The organism is Frigoribacterium sp. Leaf263 (genome assembly GCF_001422285.1).
GTDB lineage: Bacteria > Actinomycetota > Actinomycetes > Actinomycetales > Microbacteriaceae > Frigoribacterium.
In genome coordinates this window covers 34,297-46,338 of sequence record NZ_LMMO01000003.1, presented here as the reverse complement: position 1 = coordinate 46,338, position 12,042 = coordinate 34,297, and the positions used below count along the sequence as shown (strand labels likewise).

The 12,042-nt window shown below is 70.1% G+C and carries 15 protein-coding genes; 9 read left to right on the top strand and 6 right to left on the bottom strand.

What is annotated here, in order from left to right; all coding sequences use genetic code 11:
* Positions 1-61: 61 nt before the first annotated feature.
* From aspS to ASF17_RS04240, 4 genes are all read left to right on the top strand, one after another.
* A complete protein-coding gene (gene aspS, locus ASF17_RS04255) occupies positions 62-1,396 on the top strand; it encodes an aspartate--tRNA(Asn) ligase (RefSeq protein WP_055795738.1) in 1,335 nt (444 codons plus the stop codon).
* Positions 1,397-1,588: 192 nt separating this feature from the next.
* Positions 1,589-2,053, top strand: coding sequence for a DUF4383 domain-containing protein (locus tag ASF17_RS04250; protein ID WP_055795737.1), 465 nt, complete (start codon positions 1,589-1,591; stop codon positions 2,051-2,053).
* A gap of 138 nt (positions 2,054-2,191) precedes the next feature.
* A complete protein-coding gene (locus ASF17_RS04245; protein WP_156357307.1) occupies positions 2,192-2,752 on the top strand; it encodes a TetR/AcrR family transcriptional regulator in 561 nt (186 codons plus the stop codon).
* Between the two features lie 60 nt (positions 2,753-2,812).
* Positions 2,813-3,766 carry an AraC family transcriptional regulator gene (locus tag ASF17_RS04240; protein ID WP_162236411.1) on the top strand — a complete coding sequence of 318 codons (954 nt, stop codon included), beginning with the start codon at positions 2,813-2,815 and terminating at the stop codon, positions 3,764-3,766.
* 32 nt (positions 3,767-3,798) lie between these two features.
* On the opposite strand, the gene ASF17_RS04235 is transcribed toward ASF17_RS04240, so the two are convergent.
* The 4 genes from ASF17_RS04235 to ASF17_RS04225 all read right to left on the bottom strand — a co-directional run bounded on the left by ASF17_RS04235 (position 3,799) and on the right by ASF17_RS04225 (position 5,184).
* The gene (locus ASF17_RS04235) at positions 3,799-4,080 is read right to left on the bottom strand and encodes a glutaredoxin family protein (protein ID WP_055795731.1); all 282 of its coding nucleotides are present in this window, start codon (positions 4,078-4,080) and stop codon (positions 3,799-3,801) included.
* Between the two features lie 78 nt (positions 4,081-4,158).
* On the bottom strand, positions 4,159-4,257 hold the full coding sequence (locus ASF17_RS15215; RefSeq protein WP_003792170.1) for a 30S ribosomal protein bS22: 99 nt from the start codon (positions 4,255-4,257) through the stop codon (positions 4,159-4,161).
* Between the two features lie 105 nt (positions 4,258-4,362).
* The gene (locus ASF17_RS04230) at positions 4,363-4,557 is read right to left on the bottom strand and encodes a helix-turn-helix domain-containing protein (protein ID WP_055795730.1); all 195 of its coding nucleotides are present in this window, start codon (positions 4,555-4,557) and stop codon (positions 4,363-4,365) included.
* Positions 4,558-4,662: 105 nt separating this feature from the next.
* On the bottom strand, positions 4,663-5,184 hold the full coding sequence (locus ASF17_RS04225) for an ArsR/SmtB family transcription factor (protein ID WP_082475057.1): 522 nt from the start codon (positions 5,182-5,184) through the stop codon (positions 4,663-4,665).
* Positions 5,185-5,316: 132 nt separating this feature from the next.
* Between ASF17_RS04225 and ASF17_RS04220 the strand changes: the two genes are divergently transcribed.
* The gene (locus ASF17_RS04220; protein ID WP_055798139.1) at positions 5,317-6,699 is read left to right on the top strand and encodes a TrkH family potassium uptake protein; all 1,383 of its coding nucleotides are present in this window, start codon (positions 5,317-5,319) and stop codon (positions 6,697-6,699) included.
* Positions 6,692-7,363 (top strand): potassium channel family protein, encoded by a 672-nt coding sequence (locus tag ASF17_RS04215; protein ID WP_055795729.1) that lies wholly within the window; start codon positions 6,692-6,694, stop codon positions 7,361-7,363. Before ASF17_RS04220 ends, ASF17_RS04215 begins: the two co-directional genes overlap by 8 nt.
* Positions 7,364-7,445: 82 nt before the next feature.
* Here ASF17_RS04215 and proC read toward each other — a convergent pair whose 3' ends face one another.
* Entirely contained in the window at positions 7,446-8,297 is an 852-nt protein-coding gene (proC, locus tag ASF17_RS04210) for a pyrroline-5-carboxylate reductase (RefSeq protein ID WP_055795728.1), read from the bottom strand.
* 45 nt (positions 8,298-8,342) lie between these two features.
* Here proC and ASF17_RS04205 point away from each other — a divergent pair, with 45 nt between their 5' ends.
* The gene (locus ASF17_RS04205) at positions 8,343-9,305 is read left to right on the top strand and encodes a cation diffusion facilitator family transporter (protein ID WP_055795727.1); all 963 of its coding nucleotides are present in this window, start codon (positions 8,343-8,345) and stop codon (positions 9,303-9,305) included.
* 42 nt (positions 9,306-9,347) lie between these two features.
* Here the strand turns inward: ASF17_RS04205 and ASF17_RS04200 are convergent, their stop codons facing one another.
* Positions 9,348-9,779, bottom strand: a complete 432-nt coding sequence (locus ASF17_RS04200) for a nucleoside deaminase (protein ID WP_055798136.1) — start codon at positions 9,777-9,779, stop codon at positions 9,348-9,350.
* 91 nt (positions 9,780-9,870) lie between these two features.
* On the opposite strand from ASF17_RS04200, the gene upp reads away from it, so the two are divergent.
* The gene (gene upp, locus ASF17_RS04195) at positions 9,871-10,503 is read left to right on the top strand and encodes a uracil phosphoribosyltransferase (RefSeq protein ID WP_055795725.1); all 633 of its coding nucleotides are present in this window, start codon (positions 9,871-9,873) and stop codon (positions 10,501-10,503) included.
* A 501-nt stretch (positions 10,504-11,004) separates the two neighbouring features.
* Complete coding sequence (locus tag ASF17_RS04190; protein ID WP_082475055.1) at positions 11,005-11,757, top strand: winged helix-turn-helix domain-containing protein; 753 nt, start codon at positions 11,005-11,007, stop codon at positions 11,755-11,757.
* Positions 11,758-12,042: the final 285 nt, after the last annotated feature.

Sequence of the window (12,042 nt, the reverse complement as noted above, 5' to 3'; positions counted from 1 at the left end):
GCTCGCACTCACCTCCCTCTCGGGAACCGCGGAGGCGCGCTCGGCCTGTAAAGTCGGCCTCGTGATCGAACGCACCCCCATCAAGGACCTCTCCCCCCTCCCCGACGGCACCGTGACGGTGGCGGGTTGGGTCGATACCGTCCGCGATCAGAAGAAGGTGCAGTTCGTCGTCCTCCGCGACGAGTCGGGCGCCGTGCAGCTGGTCCGCCCGCGGACGGCCGCCGACGTCCTCGAGGCGAACGGCGAGGTCGACGAGATCGCCGACGCGATCTCCGGTCTCGCCCAGGGCAGCTTCGTGACCGTGACCGGGGCGCTCAAGCACGACGAGCGCGTCAAGCTCGGCGGCATCGAGGTGCGGATCGAGACCCTCGTGGTCGACTCGGCGGCCGACCCCGAGACGCCGATCGCCGCCGACAGCGGCATCGACAAGCGCATGGACTGGCGGTTCCTCGATCTGCGGGTGCCGCGCAACGCGTTGATCTTCCGCGTTCAGACCACCCTCGAGCACGCGATGCGCACCTACTGGGTGGAGCGCGACTACATCGAGATCCACACCCCCAAGATCATGGCGTCGGCGAGCGAGTCGAACGCCGAGCTGTTCAAGATCGACTACTTCGAGGGCAGCGCGTTCCTCGCGCAGAGCCCACAGTTCTTCAAGCAGATGGCTCAGAGCGCCGGCTTCGGGAGGATCTTCGAGATCGCGCCCGTGTTCCGCGCCGACCCGTCGTTCACCTCGCGTCACGCGACCGAGTACACCAGCGTCGACGCCGAGATCAGCTACATCGAGAGCCATGAAGACGTCATGGCCATGCAGGAGGAGCTGCTCGTCGCCGCCTTCACCGCGGTCGTCGAGAAGCACGGGGCCGAGATCAAGGAGCTCTTCGACGTCGACCTCGTCGTGCCCTCGAGGCCGTTCCCCCGCATCCCGCTCGCCGAGGCGAAGCGGATCGTCGCCGAACGCGGCTACGTCGTCCCCCGGGCCGACGCCGACATGGACCCCGAGGGCGAGCGGCAGATCGCGGCCTACGTCAAGGAGACCCACGACCACGACTTCGTGTTCCTCACGGACTACGACGCTTCGATCCGGCCGTTCTACCACATGCGTCACGAGGACGACCCGCAGCTGACCAAGAGCTACGACCTCATCTACAACGGCACCGAGATCACGACCGGCGCGCAGCGCGAGCACCGCGTGGACGTGCTCGAGGCGCAGATCCGCGAGAAGGGCATGAAGCCGGAGGAGCTCGGCGGCTATCTCGACTTCTTCCGGTACGGGGCCCCGTCGCACGGCGGTTTCGGCATGGGCCTCGCCCGCGTGCTGATGCTCATGCTGCACCAGCCCAATCTCCGCGAGGTGACCTACCTGTTCCGCGGGCCCACCCGCCTGACGCCGTAGACGACGCCTCGAGTAGACGCTCGACGAGAGAGAGCCCGCGCATCCCGGATGCGCGGGCTCTCTCTCGTCCGGGCCGTCTCACTACCGCGCCCAGACGAGTCGTGCAACCCCCGGATCCGCCTCCGATCGCCGCCTACCGTCTGCCGGAGCAAGGAGAACCGCCCTGCGAACGTCAACTCGAAGGAGTCCCTGATGACCAGTTCACCCTCCGACGCCCGCGACCGTCGCCCCGTCGCCGAGACGCCCGTGCAGAAGGCGGCGCTGATCGTCGGCGTGGTGTTCCTGGTGGTGGGGGTCGCCGGGTTCGTCCCCGGCCTCACCACCGACGTGGGGGACCTGCACGGCGCCGGACACGGCTCCGGCGCGATGCTGCTGGGTCTGTTCCAGGTCTCGGTGCTCCACAACATCGTGCACCTCCTGTTCGGCATCGCCGGTGTCGCGCTCGCGCGCACGGTCAGGGCGTCGAAGCTCTACCTGATCGTCGGCGGGATCGTCTACGCGGTGCTCTGGATCTACGGCCTCGTCATCGACAAGGACAGCCAGGCGAACTTCGTGCCGCTGAACACGGCCGACGACTGGCTGCACTTCGTCCTCGCCGTGGGGATGATCGGTCTCGGCGTCATCCTGGGCCGTCGCCGGTCTCCGCGGACCGTCTGAGACTCCGGGGCGGGGGCGCATTCGGGACAGCGCGGCTCGGTGACCACCGAACGGGGATACACGACGGGCGTGGTCCGACGCGGACACCTACAGTGGATGGCGACGCAACTCTCCACGAGTGACCATGAATGAGCCCCCTTGCCCCACCTCAGCACCGCCTCCGCCGATCGGGACGCTGTGCTGACCGCGGCCGAGGAGATGGTCGGAACGGGATCCTTCACGCGGCTCACCCCGGCGGCGGTCGCCCGCAGCGCCGGGCTCTCCCTCGACCGGCTGCGCAGCGTCTTCGCCACGCGCAGCGACCTCGTCCAGGCGGTGTGCGAGGCGAGACACCAGGCTTGGTTCCGCGATCTCCTCGCTTCGCTGACCGCGGAGGCGGACCCCCGCGATCAGATCCTCGAGGTGTTCCTCTACATCGAGCACGATCAGGCGGGCTGCTGCCCGTGTCTCACGGGTGTCGGCACCGGGCAGAACGTCGCCACGGCCCTCGCCTCGGGTCATCTGGTCGAGGTGGAGCACCTCATGACCTCCCTCTGCGCCCGAGCCGGATATCCGGTGTTCATGAGCGACGCCCTCGTGCTGCTGCTCGAGGGGGCCGCCCTGACGGTGCGGGCGAAGGAGTCGCCGGCCCCCGTCCGGACGGCCCGGACGGCTGCGGCCATGCTCCTGTCGGTCTACGAGTCGTCCGACACGTTCTAGGCGCCCTCCGCGGACATTCGGACCACCGGGGAGCCACCCCGCATGCCAGAATGGGCCTCGGTGAACGATGACAGGCCTGAGCGCATACGGATAGACGAACGAGGCACGGACCTCGACGTCGCCAGAGACGTCCTCGCCGCGGCCTACGCCGGTGTGGAGTGGCGCGCAGACCGTACCGAGAACGACTTCTCGTTCCATTATCAGGCGGCGGGCGACGGCGCCATGACCCTGCGGAACGTCCAGTTCGAGGGCCTGCTCATCGGCGAGATGGCCGCCGGCGACGACATCGTCATCCAATGGATCACCAAGGGGCAGGGGGTCCTCGACGTCGGCCGAGACGAGATCTCGCTCGTGCCGGGTCAGGCCAGGATGTGGCCGCAGCAGGCGTTCCGATTCCGGTTCCAGGACTACGACCAGCGACTGGTCCAGATGAACCGCCGCCTCGTCGAGCAGCTGGCTGAAGAGCAGGGCATCCCCGCTCGGTCGTTGACCTTCGACCACCGGGCCGATCCGGGCCCGCAGGCCATGCGACTGTGGCGGAACAGCGTCAGCCTGATCTCCCGCAGCGTCCTGGATCTGAACGCCAGCCCCCTCCTGCAGGCCGAGATGGGGCGCCTGGCCGGTCTGTCGCTTCTGGAGCTCTACCCCCAGGACGAGACGCGCCTCCCGCCGGAGCTGCTGCTGCCGAAGAACGCACGCATCCGCACGGCCGTCGAGTTCGTCCACGAGAACGCGCACCTGCCGTTGACTCCGGTCGAGGTGGCGCGTGCCGCCGACCTGAGCGCGAGAGGACTCCAGCAGGCGTTCCAGCGCCTGTTCGAGACGACCCCGCACGGCTACATCCGACAGGTGAGGCTGCAGAAGGTCCGAGAGGAGCTCCTGCGCTCGAACCCCGACATCACGCACATCGCCGACGTCGCGTCGGCCTGGGGCTTCGGCCACGCGGGGCGCTTCTCGGCAGCCTATGCCGCGGAGTTCGGCGAGTACCCCCGCGAGACCCTCCGCCGCCCCTGACCCGGCGGCGAGTCCGTCGCCCGGCTCCGCGACTAGGCCAGGCGGGCCCCCGGGATGGCACGGCGCAGCGCCGCGCGCAGCCGCTCGGGCTCGACTCGCCAGATCGTGTGCACGCGGTCGTCGATGAGCACGACGGGGATCTCCTCGGCATACGCGTCGCGCAGGGCGGCGTCGGTGAGGATGTTCTCTTCTCGGTAGCCGAGGGAGGCCGCCGCGAACTCGCTCTCGGCGAGCACCCCGTCGAGGACGCCGCGCGCCTCGTCGCAGAGATGGCAGCCGGGCTTGGTGAGCAGGGTGATTCTCGGTGCGGTCACGGACCCACGTTAGCAAGGGGCGGACGCGTCGATGCCCCCGCAGGCACTGGGCCTGCGGGGGCATCGACGGTGGTGCGACTACTTCTTGTTGCGTCGCTGGTGACGAGTCTTGCGAAGCAGCTTGCGGTGCTTCTTCTTCGCCATGCGCTTACGACGCTTCTTGATGACAGAACCCATAGAGACCTCACTGATTTCTGGATTGGACCGACCGGGTCCGAAACAGAACCGCGGAAAAATACCTCGGGGCAGTCTACTAGGGCCGCCGCCGAAAGTCGAAGCGAGTCAGCCGACGTCGGCGACGCCGATGCGGAGCACCGCCGCCACCGCCGACTCGGGAACACGGAACGAGCGGCCGAACCGGATCGCGGGGAGCTCGCCCGAGTGGACCATCCGGTAGACCGTCATGCGCGATACGCGCATCATGTCGGCCACCTCGGCCACCGTGAGGAACCTCACGTCCGACAGGTCGTCCGCCATGTCTCCCCCTCGTCTCGGCCCGGGGACCCCCGAGCGCGCAGGCGCGACCATGTGACTGGTGCGCCTGGTGGTCACTCTAGGGGCGCACGAGGCGTCGTGCAACGGTCAGGCGCCGCGGCCCAGCCGCTTGCGGACTGGCACGATCACGCGCTCGTCGAGCACGTTCGTGGCGTCGTGCAGGGCCGAGGAGGCGCGGTGCTGCGCATCGGCGACCGCGCGTCCCAGCGAGCTCCCCACGTCGCCCGCGTCGGGGATGCTCTCGGCGGCCCGGCGGATGGGGGCGGGTACGCCGGCTCCCGCCCAGGCCGCGAACGCCCCGGCCACCGAGGCGTCGACCTCCACCTCGGCCCCGAGGAACGGGATGAGCCAGTCCTCGATCGCCTCGAGGGGTTCGGTGTCGATGCCGTAGAAGCGGTGCTGCCCGCCCTCGCGCACGTGCACGAGCCCCGCGTCGCGCAGCACGCGCAGGTGCTTCGAGACCGTGGGCTGGCTGATGCCGAGGCGGGTGACCAGCTCGCCGACCGAGACGTCGCCGGTGGCCGACTCGCCTGCGGCTCGGGCCTCGAGCAGCACCGCCAGGAGGTCTCGGCGGGTCCCGTCGGCGATCACGGCGAAGAGGTCAGGCATGCTGCCACAGTAACGACGACCACCCCGGAGTACCATCTACACGTGACGCGCGCCTCCTCCGCCTCCCGGCGCATCCCCCGAGCGATCCGGCAGGGTCCCGTCCGTTCCTCGGGCCGCGGCCCGGTCCGCCGCATCACCGACTACGTCGACGACATCGGGCGGCACTCGCCCGCTCGTTTCGCGATCATGATCTTCACCGGTCTGATCCTCGTCTTCACGGCGATCTTCTCGTTGCCCGTCGCCGCCGCCGACGGTCGCGCGACGCCCCTCGCCGACTCGCTCTTCACGGCCGTGTCGGTCATCTGCGTCACGGGTCTGGCCACCGTCGACATGGCGACGCACTGGTCGCTCTTCGGGCACGTGGTCATCTTCGTGGGCGTGCAGATCGGCGCCATCGGCGTCCTGACGCTCGCGTCGATCATGGGTCTCGTCGTGTCGCGCAAGCTGGGCCTGCGCGCCCGTCTGATGGCCGCCTCCGACAGCAACCCCCTGCGCGTGCACGCCGGTCCGGTGCCCGAGGGGCAGGCCGTGCGGCTCGGCGAGGTCGGCGGGCTGCTCGCCACCGTCGCGCTGAGCTCGGCGGTCATCCAGACCGTGATCGCGCTGCTGCTGATCCCCCGTCTCGTGATCGACGGCATCCCGCTCGGCGACTCCGTGCTCGACAGCTTCTACTACTCGGCGATGGCCTTCACGAACACGGGCTTCTCGCCGAACGCCGAGGGTCTCGCCCCGTTCGAGAACGACTACTGGTTCCTGACGCTGATCATGATCGGCGTGTTCCTCGGCAGCATCGGGTTCCCCGTCATCTACGCCCTGGCCCGGAACCCCTGGCATCCCCGCCGCTGGTCGGTGCACGTGAAGCTGACCCTCGTCACGAGCTTCGTCCTGCTCTTCGCGGGGGCCCTGCTGTTCATCGTGCTCGAGTTCGACAACCCCGACACCTTCGGCGGCATCGCCGCCTTCCCGACGATCTTCCAGTCGCTGTTCCTCAGTCAGATGACCCGTTCCGGCGGGTTCTCGACGATCGACATCGGCGACCTGAACGGATCCTCCCTGCTCGTCACCGACATGCTGATGTTCATCGGCGGCGGCTCGGCCTCGACGGCCGGAGGCATCAAGGTGACCACCCTCGCCGTGCTGTTCCTGGCCGCGTTCGCCGAGGCCCGCGGCAACCGCTCGATGGAGGCCTTCGGCCGGCGGATCCCGAGCGACGTGCTGCGTCTGTCGGTCAGCGTCGTGCTCTGGGGCGCCACCATCGTGGCCGTGGCGAGCATCCTCATCATGCACATCACGAAGGAGCCCCTCGAGCACGTGCTGTTCGAGGTGATCTCCGCCTTCGCGACGTCGGGCCTGTCGACCGGCCTGACGACCGAGCTGCCCGACTCGTGCAAGTACATCCTCGCGACCACGATGTGGATGGGCCGCGTTGGTACAGTGACACTCTCCGTCGCCCTGGCAGCCAGCCAGCGACGCCAGCTGTTCACGCGACCCGAGGAGCGACCGATCGTTGGTTGACAAGATCAAGCACGACGCCCCCGTCCTCGTCATCGGCCTCGGCCGGTTCGGCGCGGCGACCGCGGGCCAGCTCGAGCGACAGGACCGCGACGTGCTCGCAGTGGACACCAGCGCCGGTCTCGTGCAGAAGTGGGCCGACCGCGTCACGCACGCCGTGCAGGCCGACGCGCGCAGCATCGACGCCCTGAAGCAGATCGGCGCGCAGGACTTCTCGATCGCCGTCGTGGCCGTCGGCTCGTCGATCGAGGCGAGCGTCCTGATCACCGCGAACCTCGTCGACCTCAAGGTGCCGCAGATCTGGGCGAAGGCCATCAGCCAGTCGCACGGCAAGATCCTCGCGCGCATCGGCGCGAACCACGTCATCTACCCCGAACGCGAGGCCGGGGAGCGCGTCGCGCATCTGGTCTCGGGTCGTCTGCTCGACTACATCGAGTTCGACGACGCCTTCGCCATCGTCAAGATGTACCCGCCGAAGCCCGTCCGCGGGTCGACCCTCGCGGCCTCGAACATCCGCAAGAAGTACGGCGTCACCATCGTGGGCGTCAAGAGCCCCGGCGGCGCATTCAGCGAGGCCACCCCCGACACCGTGATCAGCAACCACGATCTGATCATCGTCTCGGGCGACAGCGCGGCCATCGAGCGGTTCGCCGCTCTCGAGGGCTGACACCGCCCCGACCCGCTGAGATCCCTCCCGATCCGCGGACACCCCTCTCGACCCGCAGCCGAAGAGGCGCGGGTCGACGAGGTCAGCGGCCCTCGGCGATCTCCCGGTTGCGCTCGAGCGCCGCGGCGGTCGCCCGGTCGAACAGGTCGGCGAGCCCGGCGTCGTCGAGCACGGCGACGGCGCGCTCGGTCGTACCGCCCGGGCTCGTCACGCGGCGCCGGAGCTCGGCGGGGGCGTCGTGGGCGGGCAGCAGGTCGCTCGTCGCGAGCAGTTCGCTCGCACCTCGGAAGGTGCCCTGGACCATCGTGGCGGCCTGCGCGGGGGTGAAGCCGAGGCCGACCGCCGCCTCCTGCAACCTCTCGACGAGCAGGAACACGTAGGCGGGGCCGGAGCCCGAGATCGTGCTGAGAGCGTCGATGCGGTCCTCGTCGACCACGACGACCTCGCCGACGACCTCGAAGAGCGACCGGGCGAGCGCCAGGTCGTCGTCGCTGGACCGCGAGCCCGCGCTGAGGCCCGTGACCCCGAGCCCGACGACCGACGGGGTGTTGGGCATCGAGCGCAGGACCGAGACGGTCGGAGGGAGGGCCGCCTCCATCGTGGCCGTGGTGACGCCGGCGGCCAGGCTGACCACGACCGCCCCCGGGTCGAGCACCGGTCCGATCTCGGTCAGGAGGTCGACGACCATGTGCGGCTTCACGCCGATCAGCACGAGCCGGGCGCCGACGACGGCCGACGCGTTGGCGCGCGGGTCGCTCTCGGTCGCCAGCGAGGTGACCGGGCCGTGCCGCAGCGCGACGGCCTTCGCCTCGGTGCGGTTGGTGACCCGGACGCCGCCGTCGACCTCGACCCCCGGTCGCAGCAGACCGGACAGGATCGCGCCTCCCATCGAGCCGGCGCCGAGAATCGCTGTCGTGGGGAGCGTGGTGACCATCAGGCCATCCTAAGATCGACGCGGACACACGAGGGGATCGACGACATGAGCACTTCCGGCGGCAACAAGGCGATCATCGCGGCGCTCGGCGCGAATCTGGGCATCGCCGTCACGAAGTTCATCGCCTGGGCCTTCTCGGGCTCGTCGTCGATGCTCGCCGAGGGGGTCCATTCGCTGGCCGACTCCGGCAACCAGGTGCTCCTGCTGCTCGGCGGTCGGAAGGCCAAGAAGGCGGCCGACGCCGAGCACCCGTTCGGCTACGGGCGCGAGCGGTACGTCTACGCGTTCGTGGTCTCGATCATCCTGTTCAGCGTCGGCGGGGTGTTCTCGCTCTACGAGGGCGTCGAGAAGCTGCGCGAGCCCCACCCGCTCGAGGTGCCCTGGCTGCCCGTCCTCGTGCTCGCCGTCTCGCTCGCCCTCGAGGGCTTCTCGCTCCGCACCGCCGTGCGCGAGTCGCGACCGAGCAAGGGCCAGCAGAGCTGGGTCTCGTTCGTCCGCCGCGCGAAGGCGCCCGAGCTGCCCGTCGTGCTGCTCGAGGACGCCGCCGCACTGCTCGGACTGTCGTTCGCGATGATCGGCGTCGTCCTGACCTGGATCACCGGCGACGGCGTCTTCGACGCCATCGGCACGCTAGCGATCGGCGTCCTGCTCGTGGCCGTCGCGGTCATCCTCGGCATCGAGACGAAGAGCCTGCTCGTCGGCGAGGGCGCCTCGGCGGACGACGTCGCGAAGATCCGCGCCGCCATCACCGACGGACCCGAGGTCGAGACGATCATCCACATGAAGACCCTCTACCTCGGCCCCGACGAGCTGCTCGTCGGCGTCAAGGTCGCCATGCCGGGACGCACCGTCCTGGCCGACGTCTCGAGCGCCATCAACGCCGTCGAGACGCGCATCCGCGCCGCCGTGCCGATCGCCCGCGTCATCTACGTCGAGCCCGACGTGTGGGTCCGGCCCGGTCGCGTCGACCCGCCCACGGACGCGATCGTCATCCGCGCCGCGGACTGACACCGCGCCTCCTCGGCGGTCGCGCCCGACGCCGTACCGGGATCAGCGGCGGGCGGCGAAGAAGTCGTCGAGACGGGCGCGGCACTCGGGCTCGCGGACGCCGGCGACGACCTCCGACCGATGCGGCAGACGACGGTCGCGGGCGATGTCGTACACGCTGCCCGCCGCACCGGCCTTGTCGTCCCAGGCGCCGAACACGACCCTCGGCACGCGCGCGGCCAGGATCGCCCCGGCGCACATCGGGCACGGTTCGAGGGTCACGACCAGGGTCACGTCCGTGAGCTGCCAGTCGCCGGTCGCGCGGGCGGCCTCGCGCAGCGCGAGCACCTCGGCGTGCGCCGTCGGGTCGCGCCGCAGCTCGCGCTCGTTCCGCCCCGTGGCGATCACGACGCCCGACGCGTCGACGACGACGGCGCCGACGGGGACGTCGTCCGACACGCGGCATGCATCGGCCTCGGCGAGCGCCAGGCCCATCCAGTCGTCGAACACGGGGGGATGCGCGATCACGCCTCGGCGGCCTCTCTGACGGCGGTGCGGGCCGGTCGACTCCGCTAGCGTTGAGCCTATGCGAGTGCACGTAGCGGACCATCCCCTGATCACCCACAAGCTGACCGTGCTCCGTGACGAGAACACGCCGTCACCGACCTTCCGGGCCCTGACCGAAGAGCTCGTCACCCTCCTGGCCTACGAGGCCACGCGCGACGTGCGGACGACGCCCGTCGACATCGTCACCCCGGTCGGCCCCACCACCGGTCTCGAGATCAGCCAGCCGCGTCCGCTCGTCGTCCCGATCCTGCGCGCGGGCCTCGGCATGCTCGAGGGCATGACGAAGCTCGTCCCGACCGCCGAGGTCGGGTTCCTGGGCATGGTGCGCGACGAGGAGACGCTCGAGCCCACGACCTACGCCGAGCGCCTGCCCGACGATCTCTCGAACCGCCAGTGCTTCGTGCTCGACCCGATGCTCGCCACCGGCGGCTCGCTCATCGCTGCCATCGACTACCTGCTCGACCGCGGCGCCGTGGACGTCACCGCCGTCTGCATCCTCGCCGCACCCGAGGGCCTCGCCGCCGTCGAGAAGGCCATGGCCGGACGCGACGTGCACGTCGTGCTCGGCGCCGTCGACGAGCGCCTCGACGACAACGGCTACATCGTCCCCGGGCTCGGAGACGCGGGCGACCGCCTCTACGGGCTCGCCTGACCCGCGCCCGCCGACCCGCGCCTCCTGCGGGTGCTCCTCGACCGCGCCCCCGATCCCGGGGGCGCGGTTCGTCGTCCCGGGCCGCCAGGCCTCATACCGCGTGGCGCTTGACAGCGCGACGCACGCTGTAACACAATCAAGCCCATGACTGACAGCGTGTTCATCCCGACCTCCGTTGAGGCCCCCGGGAGCACCGGCATGATGATGCCGATGCACGCCGTCCTGTGTCGAATGTGCGCCTGATCCGGCCACACCTCGCCGAGTCGCCGCTGCTTCCGCAGCACGCTGAGCTCGCAGCCCCACCCCGCTGCTGAGCCGCCGACTCCCGGATGAACCCGCGTCACCACTCCGACGCGCATCCCCTCGATCCTCCGGGATCGACCGCCCGCGACCTGCCCGACCGGCAGCGGGCACCGACACGAACCGAGCGGCACCCCCGACGAACGATGGCGTCACCGTCGGCGGCGTACCTCTCACCCGCACGCAAGGATCCGCGTACCCATGTCCCTCACCCTCGACCGTCCCGTCACCGCCGCCCGCAGCATCCCGCCCGTCCGTCGTCTGAGCGCCGCCCCGTCCCTCGACGAGGCCTCCCCCGCCCCGACCGCCGCGACTCCCCCGGCGTCGCCTCGACGCCGGGCCGTGCCCGAGGGCACCGAGGCCCGCGGGTTCGTGCTCTACGTCGGGATCGACGAGCTCAAGGCCGCCGCCGACGGCACGGACCTCGGCGCCATCGTCTCGCAGCTGAAGGCGCTCGTGAGCTCGATCGCCCCCTCGGCGGAGACCCACGCCGCCGTGGCCCTGGCTCCGAGCGACTCGGGTGGCCGCGACGTCGACGTGGTGCGGCTGGCCCTGCACGACCCCTCGGCCCTCGCCGCGCGCCGTCAGGAGGTCGAGGAGGACGACGAGCCCGGCGCCCGCGGCGGCGTGGTCGTCGACATCTCCCGCAAGCGACTGCTGCTCGACGGGGACGTCGCTCCTCTGACCTACAAGGAGTTCGAGCTGCTGCAGTACCTCGTCCTGCGCGAGGGCCGCACCATCGAGCGGGCCGAGCTCATCTCGAGCCTGTGGGCCGACGGCGACGACGAGGTTCCCAACGAGCGCACCATCGACGTGCATGTGCGACGCCTCAGGTCGAAGCTCGGCGCGTTCGAGGACATCGTCCGCACCGTGCGCGGCGCCGGTTACCGGTTCGACCGCCACGCTGACGTGTCGATCCGACACGCCTCCACCCCGTCGCCCGACGTCTTCTGAGACCGGACGGTCCGCCGCGGCGCCTCCCCGAGGAGGCGCGGCGACGGTTCCCAGCGAATCCTTGGCTTGAGGACTAGACCCCCGTTACCGATTCGTTATAGGTTGTGCGAACCGAAGTCGTTTGCTGTGGCGGCGGAGGTGGAACGAGAACGCAGGACACTCTTGGTGCAAGGGAAGAGGGCCGGTCGCCGTCAGGCGACCGGCCCTCTGTCGTCCCGCGCATCGACCGGCGCGTGGCGGGACGGCGCCCCTCTGCCTTCGTAGACTCGACGGAAACGAATGCGA

Excerpts from the sequence above, each read along its gene's own strand:
- ASF17_RS15215 (WP_003792170.1), bottom strand. The coding sequence starts at position 4,257 with ATGGGTTCTGTCATCAAGAAGCGTCGTAAGCGCATGGCGAAGAAGAAG.
- ASF17_RS04250 (WP_055795737.1), top strand. The coding sequence starts at position 1,589 with ATGACCAGTTCACCCTCCGACGCCCGCGACCGTCGCCCCGTCGCCGAG.
- ASF17_RS04200 (WP_055798136.1), bottom strand. The coding sequence starts at position 9,779 with ATGGGCCTGGCGCTCGCCGAGGCCGATGCATGCCGCGTGTCGGACGAC.
- ASF17_RS04190 (WP_082475055.1), top strand. The coding sequence starts at position 11,005 with ATGTCCCTCACCCTCGACCGTCCCGTCACCGCCGCCCGCAGCATCCCG.
- ASF17_RS04225 (WP_082475057.1), bottom strand. The coding sequence starts at position 5,184 with ATGCCTGACCTCTTCGCCGTGATCGCCGACGGGACCCGCCGAGACCTC.
- ASF17_RS04230 (WP_055795730.1), bottom strand. The coding sequence starts at position 4,557 with ATGGCGGACGACCTGTCGGACGTGAGGTTCCTCACGGTGGCCGAGGTG.
- upp (WP_055795725.1), top strand. The coding sequence starts at position 9,871 with ATGCGAGTGCACGTAGCGGACCATCCCCTGATCACCCACAAGCTGACC.
- proC (WP_055795728.1), bottom strand. The coding sequence starts at position 8,297 with ATGGTCACCACGCTCCCCACGACAGCGATTCTCGGCGCCGGCTCGATG.
- ASF17_RS04205 (WP_055795727.1), top strand. The coding sequence starts at position 8,343 with ATGAGCACTTCCGGCGGCAACAAGGCGATCATCGCGGCGCTCGGCGCG.